Source organism: Escherichia sp. WS338 (genome assembly GCF_046486405.1).
In the GTDB taxonomy this organism is placed as follows: domain Bacteria; phylum Pseudomonadota; class Gammaproteobacteria; order Enterobacterales; family Enterobacteriaceae; genus Escherichia; species Escherichia coli.
In genome coordinates this window covers 29,826-46,190 of sequence record NZ_JBJQLL010000018.1, presented here as the reverse complement: position 1 = coordinate 46,190, position 16,365 = coordinate 29,826, and the positions used below count along the sequence as shown (strand labels likewise).

At 52.8% G+C, this 16,365-nt stretch carries 17 protein-coding genes and 1 tRNA gene; 12 read left to right on the top strand and 6 right to left on the bottom strand.

The genetic code is table 11. The annotated features are described in order from the left end of the window. Positions 1-81: 81 nt before the first annotated feature. Complete coding sequence (locus ACJHWT_RS16560; RefSeq protein WP_000665218.1) at positions 82-495, top strand: CoA-binding protein; 414 nt, start codon at positions 82-84, stop codon at positions 493-495. 44 nt (positions 496-539) lie between these two features. Here ACJHWT_RS16560 and hspQ read toward each other — a convergent pair whose 3' ends face one another. Then, complete coding sequence (hspQ, locus tag ACJHWT_RS16555; protein WP_001295356.1) at positions 540-857, bottom strand: heat shock protein HspQ; 318 nt, start codon at positions 855-857, stop codon at positions 540-542. A gap of 57 nt (positions 858-914) precedes the next feature. Further along, positions 915-2,105 carry a 23S rRNA (cytosine(1962)-C(5))-methyltransferase RlmI gene (gene rlmI, locus ACJHWT_RS16550; protein WP_000116279.1) on the bottom strand — a complete coding sequence of 397 codons (1,191 nt, stop codon included), beginning with the start codon at positions 2,103-2,105 and terminating at the stop codon, positions 915-917. A 94-nt stretch (positions 2,106-2,199) separates the two neighbouring features. Between rlmI and yccX the strand changes: the two genes are divergently transcribed. Beyond that, positions 2,200-2,478: an acylphosphatase gene (yccX, locus tag ACJHWT_RS16545; protein WP_000048228.1), complete on the top strand. Its 279-nt coding sequence runs from the start codon at positions 2,200-2,202 to the stop codon at positions 2,476-2,478. On the opposite strand, the gene tusE is transcribed toward yccX, so the two are convergent. The 3 genes from tusE to ACJHWT_RS16530 form a co-directional block, all read right to left on the bottom strand. Further along, the gene (tusE, locus tag ACJHWT_RS16540) at positions 2,475-2,804 is read right to left on the bottom strand and encodes a sulfurtransferase TusE (RefSeq protein WP_000904439.1); all 330 of its coding nucleotides are present in this window, start codon (positions 2,802-2,804) and stop codon (positions 2,475-2,477) included. The genes yccX and tusE overlap by 4 nt on opposite strands. Positions 2,805-2,895: 91 nt before the next feature. Next, positions 2,896-3,555: an FtsH protease modulator YccA gene (gene yccA, locus ACJHWT_RS16535; protein ID WP_000375136.1), complete on the bottom strand. Its 660-nt coding sequence runs from the start codon at positions 3,553-3,555 to the stop codon at positions 2,896-2,898. A 206-nt stretch (positions 3,556-3,761) separates the two neighbouring features. Then, positions 3,762-3,849, bottom strand: a tRNA-Ser gene (locus ACJHWT_RS16530). A 426-nt stretch (positions 3,850-4,275) separates the two neighbouring features. Between ACJHWT_RS16530 and hyaA the strand changes: the two genes are divergently transcribed. The 10 genes from hyaA (at position 4,276) to appA (ending at position 14,052) form a co-directional block, all read left to right on the top strand. Next, positions 4,276-5,394 (top strand): hydrogenase 1 small subunit, encoded by a 1,119-nt coding sequence (gene hyaA / locus ACJHWT_RS16525; RefSeq protein ID WP_001058323.1) that lies wholly within the window; start codon positions 4,276-4,278, stop codon positions 5,392-5,394. Further along, positions 5,391-7,184 (top strand): Ni/Fe-hydrogenase large subunit, encoded by a 1,794-nt coding sequence (hyaB, locus tag ACJHWT_RS16520; RefSeq protein WP_000107368.1) that lies wholly within the window; start codon positions 5,391-5,393, stop codon positions 7,182-7,184. Before hyaA ends, hyaB begins: the two co-directional genes overlap by 4 nt. 18 nt (positions 7,185-7,202) lie before the next feature. Then, positions 7,203-7,910, top strand: coding sequence for a Ni/Fe-hydrogenase b-type cytochrome subunit (gene hyaC, locus ACJHWT_RS16515; RefSeq protein WP_001186417.1), 708 nt, complete (start codon positions 7,203-7,205; stop codon positions 7,908-7,910). After that, positions 7,907-8,494, top strand: a complete 588-nt coding sequence (gene hyaD, locus ACJHWT_RS16510; protein ID WP_000003332.1) for a hydrogenase 1 maturation protease — start codon at positions 7,907-7,909, stop codon at positions 8,492-8,494. Before hyaC ends, hyaD begins: the two co-directional genes overlap by 4 nt. Then, positions 8,491-8,889, top strand: coding sequence for a hydrogenase-1 operon protein HyaE (gene hyaE, locus ACJHWT_RS16505; protein WP_000063991.1), 399 nt, complete (start codon positions 8,491-8,493; stop codon positions 8,887-8,889). The genes hyaD and hyaE overlap by 4 nt, the downstream gene beginning before the upstream one ends. Next, positions 8,886-9,743, top strand: coding sequence for a hydrogenase expression/formation protein (locus ACJHWT_RS16500; RefSeq protein ID WP_000004921.1), 858 nt, complete (start codon positions 8,886-8,888; stop codon positions 9,741-9,743). Before hyaE ends, ACJHWT_RS16500 begins: the two co-directional genes overlap by 4 nt. Before the next feature lie 133 nt (positions 9,744-9,876). Then, positions 9,877-11,421, top strand: coding sequence for a cytochrome bd-II oxidase subunit 1 (gene appC / locus ACJHWT_RS16495; RefSeq protein WP_000263563.1), 1,545 nt, complete (start codon positions 9,877-9,879; stop codon positions 11,419-11,421). Positions 11,422-11,432: 11 nt separating this feature from the next. Beyond that, positions 11,433-12,569 (top strand): cytochrome d ubiquinol oxidase subunit II, encoded by a 1,137-nt coding sequence (appB, locus tag ACJHWT_RS16490; RefSeq protein WP_000460803.1) that lies wholly within the window; start codon positions 11,433-11,435, stop codon positions 12,567-12,569. A gap of 12 nt (positions 12,570-12,581) precedes the next feature. Next, positions 12,582-12,674: a cytochrome bd-II oxidase subunit CbdX gene (gene cbdX / locus ACJHWT_RS16485; protein ID WP_000270305.1), complete on the top strand. Its 93-nt coding sequence runs from the start codon at positions 12,582-12,584 to the stop codon at positions 12,672-12,674. Positions 12,675-12,753: 79 nt separating this feature from the next. Further along, complete coding sequence (gene appA / locus ACJHWT_RS16480; RefSeq protein WP_001317753.1) at positions 12,754-14,052, top strand: bifunctional acid phosphatase/4-phytase; 1,299 nt, start codon at positions 12,754-12,756, stop codon at positions 14,050-14,052. A 120-nt stretch (positions 14,053-14,172) separates the two neighbouring features. Here appA and etk read toward each other — a convergent pair whose 3' ends face one another. Next, positions 14,173-16,353, bottom strand: a complete 2,181-nt coding sequence (gene etk, locus ACJHWT_RS16475) for a tyrosine-protein kinase (RefSeq protein ID WP_000208682.1) — start codon at positions 16,351-16,353, stop codon at positions 14,173-14,175. Positions 16,354-16,365: the final 12 nt, after the last annotated feature.

Sequence of the window (16,365 nt, the reverse complement as noted above, 5' to 3'; positions counted from 1 at the left end):
TTGCTCTCATTCATTCGTATTAGCTGCATGGTTGGCATGTCGGCTTTGTCGTACACTTTGTTAAACAGTCTGGAGGAAATAATGAAAGAAACCGATATTGCAGGCATTTTAACGTCCACTCACACCATTGCGCTGGTGGGGGCAAGCGACAAACCCGATCGTCCCAGCTATCGCGTGATGAAATATCTACTCGACCAGGGGTATCACGTCATTCCGGTTTCGCCAAAAGTTGCCGGCAAAACACTGCTGGGCCAGCAGGGGTATGGCACGCTGGCAGAAGTTCCTGAAAAAGTCGATATGGTCGATGTTTTCCGGAATTCAGAAGCAGCGTGGGGCGTAGCGCAGGAAGCGATCGCCATCGGCGCGAAAACCCTCTGGATGCAACTGGGGGTGATTAATGAGCAAGCGGCAGTACTGGCTCGGGATGCCGGATTAAATGTAGTGATGGATCGCTGCCCGGCTATTGAGATCCCTCGCCTGGGCCTGGCCAAATAAAAAATCCCCGGAAGGCAAAAACCTTCCGGGGATTTGTTCAGGGATTAGTTACGCAGACGCGGGGCCTGGAGTTGTTTGCGGATGGTCTGCGCCAGCTCATCCATGGATGGCTGTTCAGGATGTTCATCCTGCAATTCGCTACTTAGCTGGGCTTCAGCCAGGTAGGTATGAACCGGTAGGCCGTTATCGTCCTCCATCACCACGTGATACCACGGAGCGGCGCGAAGCTCGTCATTCACCGCCAGCTCATCAGGCGACGGTTCAGAGAGCGAATAAACCGGGTCGATATCCACGACCACTCCGAGATAACCTAACAGGGAATGGCGGACCTGCTGGCCGATACCGAATTTGCTGGCAATCATAGTCACCTCCCGGGAAATCTTTACCTTTGATATAAGGGTAAAATTCCACATTTCAAGTTACATGACGCGACAGGCAAACCCTTTCAGATATAGCCCTTCCGGGTAGGTAGCGATCACCGGATGATCGGCTGCCTGACGGAACTGCTCTATAAATTGTACATCACGACCGGCATCAATTGCGGCATCCGCGATGATTTTCTGAAATAAATCGCTGGTCATCAGACCGGAACAGGAGAAAGTCAGGAGAATACCGCCTTCATTCAGCAGCTGAATCGCCAGCATGTTGATGTCTTTATAACCACGACACGCGCCCATCAACTGGCTTTTATTCTCAACAAACTTCGGCGGGTCCATCACGATAACGTCAAATTTTTCACCGCGATCGCGATAAGTACGCAGCAATTTAAAGACATCATCACGGACAAACTCAGCCTTGCTCAGATCCAGTTTGTTCAGCTCAACGTTCTGCCGTGCAATATCCAGGGCTTCCTGGGAGGTATCAACGCTGACAACCTGGCTGCAACCGCCCATCAGTGCCGATACGGCGAAACCACCGGTATAGGAGAAACAGTTCAGTACGCGTTTATTTTCAACGTAGCGGCGGGTAGCCAGGCGGCTATCACGCTGATCCAGGTAGTAGCCCGTTTTGTGTCCGTGCTGAATATCCACCAGCAGCTTCATGCCGTGTTCTTCAATCGGCAGCAGGGCAGGCGGCAACTCGCCGGTGATGGGGCCCTGAGTCAGCTCCATCCCTTCTTTTTTACGTACCGCGACGTCGCTGCGATCGTAAATAGCACATTCCGGGTACAGCGTTTGCAGGGCACTAATTAATGCCGCGCGCTGATACTCTGCGCCAGCACTCAGCAGTTGCAGCACCAGAAAATTACCGAAACGATCGATAGTAATACCCGGCAGGCCATCAGATTCTCCGGCGATTAAACGATAGCTGTCGAGGCCATCTTTTTGCGCCAGCCAGTCACGCCATTTTTGTGCTTGCTGTAAACGGCGGGTAAAAAAAGCAATGTCGATAGATTCATTCGGGTCAAACGTCCAGACGCGCGCCCGGATTTGCGAAGCTGGCGAATAAGCGCCGCGTGCTAACCATTTTCCCTGATGATCAACAATATCGATGGTTTCACCGAGGCTGGCTTTACCTTCCATGCGGGCAACGGCCCCGGAAAAGACCCACGGATGGCGACGAAGTAATGATTTTTCGCGCCCTTTGGCTAACACTAAACGTACACTCATAATTTACTTTTCTGTCGATGCAAAGAAATGGGCGTCATTGTCCGGAGTTTTCCATGGATTTGCAACGCGTCCATTAAGGATAAGGAGAGCAGCAATGTCGAAAGTCTGCATAATTGCCTGGGTTTACGGGCGAGTTCAGGGCGTAGGATTTCGCTATACCACGCAGTACGAAGCGAAAAAACTCGGGTTAAGCGGCTACGCCAAAAATCTTGACGATGGCAGCGTGGAAGTGGTTGCCTGCGGTGAAGAAGGGCAGGTGGAAAAATTAATGCAGTGGTTAAAAAGTGGCGGCCCGCGTTCAGCGCGTGTGGAACGGGTGCTTAGCGAGCCGCATCATCCCTCCGGGGAGTTAACGGATTTTCGTATCCGTTAAATGCATTTTACCGGTTTAGGCAGGCCAGCAATTTTGGTGGCTTGCTTTGCCGGACCTTTCGGGAACAGTCGGTACAGATAGCGGCTATTGCCTTTCTCTTCGCCAAATTTATTCGCCATCGCTTTTACCAGCATACGAATCGCCGGAGAAGTATTGAATTCCAGATAGAAATCACGCACAAAACGCACCACTTCCCAGTGTTCTGGCGACAGCGCAATCCCTTCGTTCTCTGCAATCACCACCGCCAGTGGCTCACTCCACTGGCTGCTTTCTTTGAGATAGCCTTCGGTATCCGTTTCTATCTCTTTACCTTCGAAGATCAGCATAATTCTTTACTACCTTAATCAGACTGGCGGCAGTGTAACAAAAAACAAAGCCCCGCATAAAGCGAGGCTATGAAAGTGTTAGCGGGTGAGATTAATCGCGGCTGGCGAAGCCCAGAATGCTCAGCAGGCTGACGAAGATGTTGTACAGCGAAACATACAGGCTAACCGTGGCACGAATATAGTTCGTTTCACCGCCATGAATGATGTTGCTGGTTTCAAACAAAATAGCGCCAGAGGAGATCAGAATGAAGACCGCGCTGATCGCCAGATGCAGAGCAGGCAGTTGCAGGAAGATATTAGCAACCATACCAATCAGCACCACCACAATACCCGCCATCAGCATACCGCCAAGGAACGACATATCTTTGCGGGTGGTCAGCACATACGCAGAGCAGCAGAAGAACACTAACGCCGTTCCGCCCAGTGCCATAGCGATTACGTCACCCATTCCGGCAGACAGGTAGGTGTTCAGAATTGGTCCGAGGATATATCCCAGAAAACCGGTAAAGGCGAATGCGGAGATAATCCCGGTCGGCTTATTCGCCGTTTTATAGGTCAGGAACATCAAACCATACATACCCACCAGCGTCAGAATCAGACCCGGAGATGGCAGCATCAGCACCGTACTGGCAGTTGCGGTAATCGCCGAAAAGGCCAGCGTCAGGCTCAGCAGAAAATAGGTATTACGCAGCACCTTATGGGTGCTAAGCAGTGATGTACGGTCATGTGAAGAACTAACAATACGATCCATTGAGTCACTCTCTATGACAGATGTAATTAATTAAGCAGCATAATGATAATGCGTAAGGGCACCCAGAAGTTTTACCCATCTTTACGCATTTGATCTGGAACAGGTTTAACAGCGGATTATCAGGTCATTAAGCAAATATAACGCTCTGAGAATTTCGACAGACAAAAGAAAAAGGGGTTAGCATTTAGCTAACCCCTTATCTTATTTGGCGGAAGCGCAGAGATTCGAACTCTGGAACCCTTTCGGGTCGCCGGTTTTCAAGACCGGTGCCTTCAACCGCTCGGCCACACTTCCGGAATGACGCGCACTATAAACATCCCGATGCGGCGTGTAAACCCCTAATTTGTTTGTTTGCCTGAAAAACAGCCAAAAGTGCATTGTTAGCGTGAAATAACAGCAGATTGCTCATTTCATCACCATGAATTCCTTCTCTTTTACTCGTTTAGCAACCGGCTAAACATCCCCACTGCCCGGCAAAAAGAAAAATAGGTCCATTTTTATCGCTAAAAGATAAATCCACACAGTTTGTATTGTTTTGTGCAAAAGTTTCACTACGCTTTATTAACATTACTTTCTGGCGACGTGCGCCAGTGCAGAAGGATGAGCTTTCGTTTTCAGCATCTCACGTGAAGCGATGGTTTGCCTTGCTACAGGGACGTCGCTTGCCGACCATAAGCGCCCGGTGTCCTGCCGGTGTCGCAAGGAGAAGAGACGTGCGATATGAATAACGAGGAAACATTTTACCAGGCCATGCGGCGTCAGGGCGTTACCCGGCGCAGCTTTCTCAAATATTGTAGTCTGGCTGCCACGTCGCTGGGATTAGGCGCGGGAATGGCACCAAAGATTGCCTGGGCGCTGGAGAACAAACCGCGCATTCCGGTGGTATGGATCCACGGTCTGGAATGCACCTGCTGTACCGAATCTTTTATCCGCTCCGCTCACCCACTGGCGAAGGACGTCATCCTTTCCCTGATTTCCCTCGATTATGACGATACTTTGATGGCTGCCGCCGGAACCCAGGCGGAAGAAGTCTTTGAAGACATCATCACGCAATACAATGGCAAATATATCCTCGCAGTAGAAGGTAATCCGCCGCTGGGCGAGCAGGGGATGTTCTGTATCAGCAGCGGACGACCGTTTATTGAGAAACTCAAACGTGCCGCTGCCGGAGCCAGTGCGATTATCGCCTGGGGAACCTGCGCGTCCTGGGGCTGCGTGCAGGCCGCGCGACCCAATCCGACGCAGGCAACGCCTATCGACAAAGTCATCACCGACAAACCTATTATCAAAGTACCTGGCTGCCCGCCGATCCCGGATGTGATGAGCGCCATCATTACTTACATGGTGACCTTTGATCGTCTGCCAGATGTCGACAGAATGGGCCGTCCGTTGATGTTCTATGGTCAGCGTATCCACGATAAATGCTATCGCCGCGCTCACTTCGACGCCGGAGAGTTCGTCCAGAGTTGGGATGATGACGCTGCCCGCAAAGGTTACTGCCTGTACAAAATGGGCTGCAAAGGGCCTACCACCTATAACGCCTGTTCCTCCACACGCTGGAACGATGGCGTTTCCTTCCCGATCCAGTCAGGTCACGGCTGCCTGGGTTGTGCGGAAAATGGTTTCTGGGATCGCGGTTCGTTCTACAGCCGCGTGGTCGATATTCCGCAAATGGGTACCCATTCCACCGCCGATACCGTCGGTTTAACCGCACTTGGCGTGGTGGCAGCGGCTGTTGGTGTGCACGCAGTCGCCAGCGCCGTTGACCAGCGCAGACGCCATAACCAGCAACCTACAGAAACCGAACATCAGCCAGGCAATGAGGATAAACAGGCATGAGCACTCAGTACGAAACTCAGGGATACACCATCAATAATGCCGGACGCCGCCTGGTGGTCGACCCGATTACGCGCATTGAAGGCCACATGCGCTGCGAAGTGAATATTAACGATCAGAATGTGATCACCAATGCCGTCTCCTGCGGCACCATGTTTCGCGGGCTGGAGATCATCCTGCAAGGGCGCGACCCGCGCGATGCGTGGGCGTTCGTTGAACGTATCTGCGGCGTCTGTACTGGCGTACACGCTCTGGCTTCGGTTTACGCCATCGAAGATGCCATCGGTATTAAAGTGCCGGACAACGCTAATATCATCCGCAACATTATGCTGGCAACGCTCTGGTGCCACGATCATCTGGTGCACTTCTATCAGCTTGCCGGGATGGACTGGATCGATGTGTTAGATGCGCTGAAAGCCGATCCGCGGAAAACCTCCGAACTGGCGCAAAGTCTCTCCTCTTGGCCGAAATCATCCCCTGGCTATTTCTTCGACGTACAAAACCGCCTGAAGAAATTCGTTGAAGGTGGGCAGTTGGGGATCTTCCGCAATGGCTACTGGGGGCACCCGCAGTACAAACTGCCGCCAGAAGCCAACCTGATGGGCTTTGCCCACTATCTTGAAGCTCTCGATTTCCAACGTGAAATTGTCAAAATCCACGCGGTCTTTGGCGGTAAAAACCCGCATCCAAACTGGATTGTCGGCGGGATGCCTTGTGCCATTAACATTGACGAAAGCGGCGCGGTCGGGGCGGTCAATATGGAACGCCTGAACCTGGTGCAGTCAATCATTACCCGTACGGCGGATTTCATTAACAACGTGATGATCCCCGACGCCTTAGCCATCGGTCAGTTCAACAAGCCGTGGAGCGAAATCGGCACTGGCCTTTCGGATAAATGCGTTCTCAGCTACGGCGCATTCCCGGATATTGCCAACGACTTTGGCGAGAAAAGTCTGCTGATGCCTGGCGGCGCGGTGATTAACGGCGACTTCAAAAATGTGCTGCCAGTGGATTTAGTTGATCCGCAGCAGGTGCAGGAGTTTGTTGACCATGCCTGGTATCGTTATCCCAACGATCAGGTTGGGCGTCATCCGTTCGATGGCATTACCGACCCGTGGTACAACCCCGGCGATGTCAAAGGCAGCGATACCAACATTCAGCAGCTGAATGAACAGGAACGCTACTCGTGGATCAAAGCGCCACGTTGGCGCGGTAATGCGATGGAAGTGGGGCCGCTGGCACGCACGTTAATCGCTTATCACAAAGGCGATGCTGCGACCGTTGAGTCGGTCGATCGCATGATGTCGGCGTTGAACCTGCCGCTTTCCGGCATCCAGTCAACGTTAGGCCGCATTTTGTGTCGCGCGCACGAAGCGCAGTGGGCCGCAGGCAAGTTGCAATATTTCTTCGACAAGCTGATGACCAATCTCAAAAACGGCAATCTCGCCACCGCCTCCACTGAGAAGTGGGAACCAGCAACCTGGCCGACAGAGTGCCGTGGTGTCGGCTTTACCGAAGCGCCGCGCGGAGCGTTAGGCCACTGGGCCGCCATTCGCGATGGCAAGATTGATCTCTACCAGTGCGTGGTGCCGACCACCTGGAACGCCAGCCCGCGCGATCCTAAAGGGCAAATTGGCGCTTATGAAGCGGCGCTGATGAACACCAAAATGGCGATCCCCGAGCAACCGCTGGAGATCCTGCGTACTCTGCACAGCTTTGATCCGTGCCTCGCCTGTTCAACACACGTGCTGGGCGACGACGGTAGCGAGCTTATCTCCGTGCAGGTGCGTTAACAGCGAAGGAGAATCATCATGCAACAGAAAAGCGACAACGTTGTCAGCCACTATGTCTTTGAAGCGCCAGTGCGTATCTGGCACTGGCTGACGGTGTTATGCATGGCGGTGTTGATGGTCACCGGATACTTTATCGGCAAGCCGCTACCTTCCGTCAGCGGCGAGGCGACGTATCTGTTTTACATGGGCTATATCAGGTTGATTCACTTCAGCGCCGGGATGATTTTTACCGTGGTCTTGCTGATGCGGATCTACTGGGCTTTTGTCGGCAATCGCTACTCACGCGAGCTTTTCATCGTGCCAGTATGGCGTAAAAGCTGGTGGCAGGGCGTGTGGTATGAAGTCCGCTGGTATCTGTTTCTGGCAAAACGTCCGAGTGCCGATATTGGCCATAACCCCATCGCCCAGGCGGCGATGTTCGGCTATTTCCTGATGTCAGTTTTTATGATCATCACCGGCTTTGCGCTATACAGCGAACACAGCCAGTACGCTATTTTTGCGCCGTTCCGTTATGTGGTGGAATTTTTCTACTGGACGGGCGGCAACTCAATGGACATTCACAGCTGGCATCGGCTGGGGATGTGGCTGATTGGCGCATTTGTGATCGGCCATGTCTACATGGCGCTGCGTGAAGACATCATGTCCGACGACACGGTGATCTCCACCATGGTCAACGGCTACCGTAGCCACAAATTTGGCAAAATAAGTAACAAGGAGCGTTCATGAGCGAGCAACTCGTGGTGGTAATGGGGCTGGGCAACCTGCTGTGGGCCGATGAAGGCTTCGGCGTGCGGGTGGCGGAACGGTTGTATGCCCATTACCACTGGCCCGAGTATGTGGAGATTGTCGATGGCGGTACTCAGGGACTGAACTTGCTGGGGTATGTCGAAAGCGCCAGTCATCTGTTGATTCTCGATGCCATTGACTACGGGCTGGAACCTGGAACGCTGCGAACATATGCCGGAGAACGCATTCCGGCTTATCTCAGCGCGAAGAAAATGAGCCTGCATCAGAACAGTTTCTCCGAAGTGCTGGCGCTGGCAGATATCCGCGGACATCTGCCAGCACATATTGCCCTCGTCGGTCTGCAACCCGCAATGCTCGACGACTACGGCGGCAGCCTGAGCGAACTGGCGCGGGAGCAACTGCCCGCTGCGGAACAGGCGGCGCTGGCGCAGCTGGCTGCGTGGGGAATTGTGCCGCAACCGGCTAATGAATCGCGCTGTCTCAATTATGACTGTCTGTCGATGGAAAATTACGAAGGCGTTCGCTTGCGTCAGTACAGGATGAGGCTGGAGGAACAGGGATGAGCAACGACACACCATTTAATGCGTTGTGGCAACGAATGCTGGCGCGCGGCTGGACGCCGGTCAGTGAATGCCGTCTTGACGACTGGCTTACGCAAGCGCCAGACGGCGTGGTGTTATTAAGTAGTGACCCGAAACGCACGCCAGAAGTCAGCGATAACCCGGTAATGATTGGCGAATTACTGCGCGAGTTTCCCGACTATACATGGCAGGTAGCGATTGCTGATCTTGAGCAGAGCGAAGCCATCGGTGATCGTTTTGGCGTATTTCGTTTTCCCGCCACACTGGTGTTTACCGGTGGTAGCTATCGCGGCGTGCTGAATGGTATTCACCCGTGGGCGGAACTGATAAACCTGATGCGTGGGCTTGTCGAACCACAACAGGAGCGTGCCTCATGAGCGAAACTTTTTTCCATCTGTTGGGGCCAGGAACGCAACCGAACGATGACAGTTTCAGCATGAATCCACTGCCGATCACCTGTCAGGTGAATGATGAACCGAGTATGGCGGCCCTGGAGCAATGTGCTCACAGCCCGCAGGTGATTGCGCTGTTAAACGAGTTACAACAACAACTAAGCGAACGCCAGCCACCGTTGGGCGAGGTGCTGGCAGTCGATCTGTTAAATCTCAACGCCGACGATCGTCACTTTATCAATACGCTTCTCGGGGAAGGGGAAGTGTCAGTGCGCATTCAGCAGGCTGATGGTAGTGAAAGTGAAATACAGGAGGCGATCTTCTGCGGATTATGGCGGGTGCGCAGACGTCGCGGCGACAAGTTGCTGGAGGACAAACTGGAGGCTGGCTGCGCGCCGCTGGCATTGTGGCAGGCGGCAACGCAAAACGTCTTGCCGACAGATTCGCTGTTACCGCCGCCCATTGATGGCCTGATGAATGGCCTACCGTTGGCGCATGAGTTACTGGCGCATGTACGTAACCCCGACGCGCAGCCGCACAGCATTAATCTGACGCAATTACCCATCAGCGAGGCTGATCGGCTTTTTCTCTCACGTCTCTGTGGGCCGGGAAATATTCAGATTCGCACCATTGGCTATGGCGAGAGCTATATCAACGCCACGGGGTTACGCCATGTCTGGCATTTACGTTGCACGGACACCTTAAAAGGCCCGTTACTGGAAAGTTATGAAATCTGCCCAATACCGGAAGTGGTGCTGGCAGCGCCAGAAGATTTGGTCGACTCAGCGCAGCGGCTTAGCGAGGTATGTCAGTGGCTGGCGGAAGGGGCACCTTCGTAAAAAGACGGTAAGTATCGCTTTCAGGCTTATGAATATCGCAATCGGCGAATACCTCTGGTCGTAGAGTTTCAGGATAAAGAGGGAGATCTACCATTAACGGGTTATTTTTCTCTCTTCGCCTACAGGAGTGCGCATGTGGGATGTCATTGATTTATCGCGCTGGCAGTTTGCTCTGACCGCGCTGTATCACTTTTTATTTGTACCCCTTACCCTGGGGCTGATTTTTTTGCTGGCTATCATGGAAACCATTTACGTGGTCACCGGCAAAACAATCTACCGCGATATGACGCGCTTCTGGGGTAAGCTCTTCGGTATCAACTTTGCTCTTGGCGTGGCTACCGGCCTGACCATGGAGTTTCAGTTTGGTACTAACTGGTCATTCTATTCCAACTATGTGGGCGATATTTTTGGCGCACCGCTGGCGATGGAAGCATTAATGGCCTTCTTCCTCGAATCCACCTTTGTCGGGCTGTTCTTCTTCGGCTGGCAGCGGCTGAATAAATACCAGCACCTGCTGGTGACGTGGCTGGTGGCGTTCGGTTCAAATCTCTCTGCATTGTGGATATTGAATGCCAACGGTTGGATGCAATACCCGACCGGTGCGCATTTTGATATCGACACCCTGCGTATGGAGATGACCAGTTTCAGCGAGTTGGTCTTTAACCCGGTCAGCCAGGTGAAATTTGTGCACACCGTAATGGCGGGCTACGTGACCGGGGCCATGTTTATTATGGCGATCAGCGCCTGGTATTTACTGCGCGGACGGGAGCGCGATGTTGCATTACGCTCGTTTGCCATCGGTTCCGTCTTCGGTACTCTGGCGATTATCGGCACGCTGCAACTCGGAGACAGTTCTGCGTATGAAGTCGCGCAAGTACAACCGGTAAAACTGGCGGCGATGGAAGGGGAGTGGCAAACGGAACCTGCACCTGCACCGTTCCATGTGGTTGCCTGGCCGGAACAGGATCAAGAGCGTAACGCCTTTGCTATCAAAATTCCCGCGCTGCTAGGGATCCTCGCCACTCACTCATTAGATAAACCCGTGCCGGGTCTGAAGAATTTGATGGCTGAAACCTACCCACGCTTGCAACGCGGACGTATGGCCTGGCTGTTAATGCAGGAAATATCGCAAGGCAATCGTGAGCCGCATGTGTTGCAGGCATTTCGGGAGCTGGAAGGCGACCTTGGTTACGGCATGTTGCTCTCCCGCTATGCGCCGGATATGAACCATGTCACAGCTGCACAGTACCAGGCGGCGATGCGTGGCGCGATACCTCAGGTTGCGCCGGTATTCTGGAGTTTCCGCATCATGGTGGGCTGTGGTTCTCTGCTGCTACTGGTGATGCTGATTGCGCTTGTCCAGACGCTGCGTGGCAAAATTGACCAGCATCGCTGGGTGCTGAAAATGGCGCTCTGGAGTTTGCCGCTGCCGTGGATTGCGATTGAAGCCGGGTGGTTTATGACCGAGTTTGGTCGTCAGCCGTGGGCGATACAGGACATCTTACCGACATACTCCGCGCACTCCGCCTTAACCACAGGACAACTGGCTTTCTCACTGATCATGATCGTAGGGCTTTACACCCTGTTCTTAATCGCCGAAGTCTACCTGATGCAGAAATATGCCCGTCTGGGGCCGAGCGCGATGCAGAGTGAACAACCGACGCAGCAACAGGGGTAAAGGAGAAAATCATGTTTGATTATGAAACATTGCGCTTCATCTGGTGGCTGCTGATTGGCGTGATCCTGGTGGTCTTTATGATCTCCGACGGATTTGACATGGGGATTGGCTGTTTGCTGCCGCTGGTGGCGCGTAATGATGATGAACGTCGGATAGTGATAAACAGCGTTGGCGCGCACTGGGAAGGCAATCAGGTCTGGTTGATCCTCGCAGGTGGGGCATTATTTGCCGCCTGGCCCAGAGTGTATGCAGCGGCGTTTTCCGGCTTTTATGTGGCGATGATTCTGGTGCTGTGCTCGCTGTTCTTCCGCCCGCTGGCCTTTGATTATCGCGGAAAAATCGCCGATGCACGCTGGCGTAAAATGTGGGATGCCGGACTGGTCATCGGCAGTCTGGTGCCGCCGGTAGTCTTCGGTATTGCCTTCGGCAACTTGCTGCTCGGCGTGCCGTTTGCTTTCACACCGCAATTACGCGTGGAATATCTCGGCAGCTTCTGGCAACTGCTGACGCCATTCCCTTTATTGTGTGGATTGCTCAGTCTTGGGATGGTGATTTTGCAAGGTGGCGTCTGGTTACAACTGAAAACTGTTGGTGTGATTCATCTGCGTTCACAGCTGGCGACCAAACGCGCCGCACTACTGGTGATGCTGTGCTTTTTGCTGGCGGGTTACTGGCTGTGGGTTGGTATTGATGGCTTTGTACTGCTCGCCCAGGATGCTAACGGTCCTTCCAATCCGCTAATGAAACTGGTGGCAGTGCTACCTGGTGCCTGGATGAATAATTTCGTCGAATCGCCCGTTTTGTGGATCTTCCCGCTGCTGGGGTTCTTCTGCCCATTGCTGACGGTGATGGCGATTTATCGTGGTCGCCCGGGTTGGGGATTTTTGATGGCGTCATTGATGCAATTTGGCGTGATTTTCACGGCAGGCATCACGCTGTTCCCCTTTGTCATGCCGTCAAGCGTGAGTCCGATCTCCAGCCTGACGTTGTGGGACAGCACTTCCAGTCAGCTGACGCTGAGCATTATGTTGGTAATCGTGCTGATATTTTTGCCCATTGTGTTGCTCTACACTCTCTGGAGCTACTACAAAATGTGGGGGCGCATGACGACAGAAACTCTCCGCCGTAACGAAAACGAGCTGTACTAAGGAGCAGGAACAATGTGGTATTTACTTTGGTTCGTCGGCATTTTGTTGATGTGTTCGCTCTCCACCCTTGTGTTGGTATGGCTGGACCCGCGTCTGAAAAGTTAACGAACGTAAGCCTGATGTGGCGCATTAGCATCTCATCAGGCAATCAATAATGTCAGATATGAAAAGCGGAAACATATCGATGAAAGCGATCTTAATCCCATTTTTATCTCTTCTGATTCCGTTAACCCCGCAATCTGCATTCGCTCAGAGTGAGCCGGAGCTGAAGCTGGAAAGTGTGGTGATTGTCAGTCGTCATGGTGTGCGTGCTCCAACCAAGGCCACGCAACTGATGCAGGATGTCACCCCAGACGCATGGCCAACCTGGCCGGTAAAACTGGGTTGGCTGACACCGCGCGGTGGTGAGCTAATCGCTTATCTTGGACATTACCAACGCCAGCGTCTGGTGGCTGACGGATTGCTGGCGAAAAAGGGCTGCCCGCAGCCTGGTCAGGTCGCGATTATTGCTGATGTCGACGAGCGTACCCGTAAAACAGGCGAAGCCTTCGCCGCCGGGCTGGCACCTGACTGTGCAATAACCGTACATACCCAGGCAGATACGTCCAGTCCCGATCCGTTATTTAATCCCCTAAAAACTGGCGTTTGCCAACTGGATAATGCGAACGTGACTGACGCGATCCTCAGCAGGGCAGGAGGGTCAATTGCTGACTTTACCGGGCATCGGCAAACGGCGTTTCGCGAACTGGAACAGGTGCTTAATTTCCCACAATCAAACTTGTGCCTTAACCGTGAGAAACAGGACAAAAGTTGTTCATTAACGCAGGCATTACCATCGGAACTCAAGGTGAGCGCCGACAATGTCTCATTAACCGGTGCGGTAAGCCTCGCATCAATGCTGACGGAGATATTTCTCCTGCAACAGGCACAGGGAATGCCGGAGCCGGGGTGGGGAAGGATCACCGATTCACACCAGTGGAACACCTTGCTAAGTTTGCATAACGCGCAATTTTATTTGCTACAACGCACGCCAGAGGTTGCCCGCAGCCGCGCCACCCCGTTATTAGATTTGATCAAGACAGCGTTGACGCCCCATCCACCGCAAAAACAGGCGTATGGTGTGACATTACCCACTTCAGTGCTGTTTATCGCCGGACACGATACTAATCTGGCAAATCTCGGCGGCGCACTGGAGCTCAACTGGACGCTTCCAGCTCAGCCGGATAACACGCCGCCAGGGGGTGAACTGGTGTTTGAACGCTGGCGTCGGCTAAGCGATAACAGCCAGTGGATTCAGGTTTCGCTGGTCTTCCAGACTTTACAGCAGATGCGTGATAAAACGCCGCTGTCATTAAATACGCCGCCCGGAGAGGTGAAACTGACCCTGGCAGGATGTGAAGAGCGAAATGCGCAGGGCATGTGTTCGTTGGCCGGTTTTACGCAAATCGTGAATGAAGCACGCATACCGGCGTGCAGTTTGTAATGCATAAAAAAAGAGCATTCAGTTACCTGAATGCTCTGAAGCTGATGACAAACGAAGAACTGTCTGATGCGTAGGCCGGAAAAGGCGTTCACGCCGCATCCGGCCACCTTACCTTCAGTTTTACTCTTTCTCGGAGTAACTATAACCGTAATAGTTATAGCCGTAACTGTAAGCGGTGCTGGCGCGTTTAATCACACCATTGAGGATTGCGCCTTTAATATTAACGCCAGCCTGTTCCAGACGCTGCATTGACAAGCTCACCTCTTTGGCGGTGTTCAGGCCAAAACGCGCAACCAGCAGGCTGGTGCCGACAGAGCGCCCCACGACCGCAGCATCGCTCACCGCCAGCATCGGCGGCGTATCGACAATCACCAGATCGTAATGGTCGTTCGCCCATTCCAGTAATTGACGCATCCGATCGCGCATCAGCAGTTCAGACGGGTTAGGTGGCACCTGACCGCGAGTAATCACATCAAAGCCTCCTTTGCCAAAATGCTGGATCACTTTGTTGAGCTCATCTTTCCCTGCCAGATATTCCGACAAGCCATGTTCATTACTCACGGTAAACAGGTTATGCGAATAACCACGACGTAAGTCGGCATCAATAAATAACACTTTTTGATCGGACTGGGCGATCACCGCCGCCAGAGTTGAACTGACGAACGTTTTACCACTGTCTGGCGTCGCACCGGTGATCATCAGAATGTTATTCTCTGTCTCCATCATAGCGAAGTGCAGACTGGTTCGTAGCGCACGTACGGCTTCCACAGCAGAATCTGCCGGGTTATCCACCGCCAGGAAGGGGATATTTTTAGTACGATGGCGCTGCTGATTAGAAAATAAATTTTTCTTACGCAGACGGGTACGCTTATCCAGCCACTCGGACATCGGGATAGTGGCATAAACGCTGATGCCGTGCTCTTCCAGTTGTTCTGGTGCTTCTACACCACGACGCAACATCGCACGCGCCAGCACGGCACCCACCGAAATAAACAGGCCAAGAATAAAACCAAGCACCACATTCAACGCTTTTTTCGGTTTCACTGGCTGCGGCTGAGTGACTGCCGGGTCGATAATCCGCACGTTACCAATCGCACTGGATTTCGAAATACTCAACTCCTGCTGGCGGTTAAGTAATTGCAGATATACCGCACGGCCCGCTTCTACGTCACGGCTTAAACGCAATACTTCCTGTTGGGTGGAAGGCATTGCCGATACCCGCTTATTCAGGCGTTTGCGTTCTTGCTCCAGCGTCTGGCGTTTTTCCAGCAGCGCACGATAAGTTGGGTGATCTTTCTTATACAGCTGGGAGATCTCTGCCTCGCGGAAGGTCAGCTCATTGAGTTGATTATCAACGTTAACAATCTGCTCAAGAACGGCTTTGGCTTCCAGGTTAAGGTCAACCGAATCGCGCTGCTGGCGATAAACGTTGAGTTTTTCTTCCGCCTGGTCCAGCTCGCTGCGCACTTCAGGCAACTGGCGCTGTAAGAATTCAAGGCTTTGTGAATCCTGCGCCGCCTGGCGAGCGATATTCTGTTGCAAATAGTTGTTAGCGATGCTGTTCAGAATACGGGTAATCAACTGGGGATCATCACCGGTCATGGTAAGTTCCAGCATCCCGCTTTCTTTACTGCGTTCGCTAACGGTAAAGGTTTCCTGCAACGCGTTAATCGCTTCCAGTTCGGTACGCTGGCTCAGGACAAACTGTGTTCCTGGTTTGGCCTTAATGTCCGCGATAGTCAGCGCAACGCCATCTTTTTCCAGACGCTGACCGACCATACCATTGACGGTGAACTCTTCACCTTCCAGCGTATAGTGGCCGTTTTCCCCAACCGTGAGTGTCAGTTGCTGATCCTGACCATTCAGTTGTGGAATATGCATCCAGCTGATCGCCAGCTCACCAGGTTTCTCTTTGGTTAATCTCGCCCAGCCGCGACCCACAATCGGAAAATACTTCTGCTCAACCATGTCGCGCAGATTCAGTTCAGCAATGGTTTTACCGAGAATCATGCGCGATTGCAGCAGTTGTATCTCCGGTGCAGACTCGGGCGATGAGTTAGGGATCATATCGCTCAGGCCGCTGAGAATGGCGTTGCCCTGTTTCTGCTCAACCTGGACCAGAGTATCTGCCTGATAAATTGGTGTGCTTAACAGCGAGTAAGCGACAGCGATCAGCGTGAATAACGCAGTCACGCTGACAATAAACTTACGGTGATCCCATAACTCGCCGACCAGACGAAGCAGATCGATCTCATTTTCCTGAGTGCTGCCTGGTGGCGTATTCATATTTTTAGTTGTCATCGTATTTTATAA

Coding starts and splice junctions, on each gene's coding strand:
- tusE (WP_000904439.1), bottom strand. CDS start 2,804: ATGCTGATCTTCGAAGGTAAAGAGATAGAAACGGATACCGAAGGCTAT.
- appA (WP_001317753.1), top strand. CDS start 12,754: ATGAAAGCGATCTTAATCCCATTTTTATCTCTTCTGATTCCGTTAACC.
- ACJHWT_RS16560 (WP_000665218.1), top strand. CDS start 82: ATGAAAGAAACCGATATTGCAGGCATTTTAACGTCCACTCACACCATT.
- hyaE (WP_000063991.1), top strand. CDS start 8,491: ATGAGCAACGACACACCATTTAATGCGTTGTGGCAACGAATGCTGGCG.
- hyaD (WP_000003332.1), top strand. CDS start 7,907: ATGAGCGAGCAACTCGTGGTGGTAATGGGGCTGGGCAACCTGCTGTGG.
- hyaA (WP_001058323.1), top strand. CDS start 4,276: ATGAATAACGAGGAAACATTTTACCAGGCCATGCGGCGTCAGGGCGTT.
- etk (WP_000208682.1), bottom strand. CDS start 16,353: ATGACAACTAAAAATATGAATACGCCACCAGGCAGCACTCAGGAAAAT.
- cbdX (WP_000270305.1), top strand. CDS start 12,582: ATGTGGTATTTACTTTGGTTCGTCGGCATTTTGTTGATGTGTTCGCTC.
- yccX (WP_000048228.1), top strand. CDS start 2,200: ATGTCGAAAGTCTGCATAATTGCCTGGGTTTACGGGCGAGTTCAGGGC.
- appC (WP_000263563.1), top strand. CDS start 9,877: ATGTGGGATGTCATTGATTTATCGCGCTGGCAGTTTGCTCTGACCGCG.
- hspQ (WP_001295356.1), bottom strand. CDS start 857: ATGATTGCCAGCAAATTCGGTATCGGCCAGCAGGTCCGCCATTCCCTG.
- rlmI (WP_000116279.1), bottom strand. CDS start 2,105: ATGAGTGTACGTTTAGTGTTAGCCAAAGGGCGCGAAAAATCATTACTT.
- hyaB (WP_000107368.1), top strand. CDS start 5,391: ATGAGCACTCAGTACGAAACTCAGGGATACACCATCAATAATGCCGGA.
- yccA (WP_000375136.1), bottom strand. CDS start 3,555: ATGGATCGTATTGTTAGTTCTTCACATGACCGTACATCACTGCTTAGC.
- appB (WP_000460803.1), top strand. CDS start 11,433: ATGTTTGATTATGAAACATTGCGCTTCATCTGGTGGCTGCTGATTGGC.
- hyaC (WP_001186417.1), top strand. CDS start 7,203: ATGCAACAGAAAAGCGACAACGTTGTCAGCCACTATGTCTTTGAAGCG.
- ACJHWT_RS16500 (WP_000004921.1), top strand. CDS start 8,886: ATGAGCGAAACTTTTTTCCATCTGTTGGGGCCAGGAACGCAACCGAAC.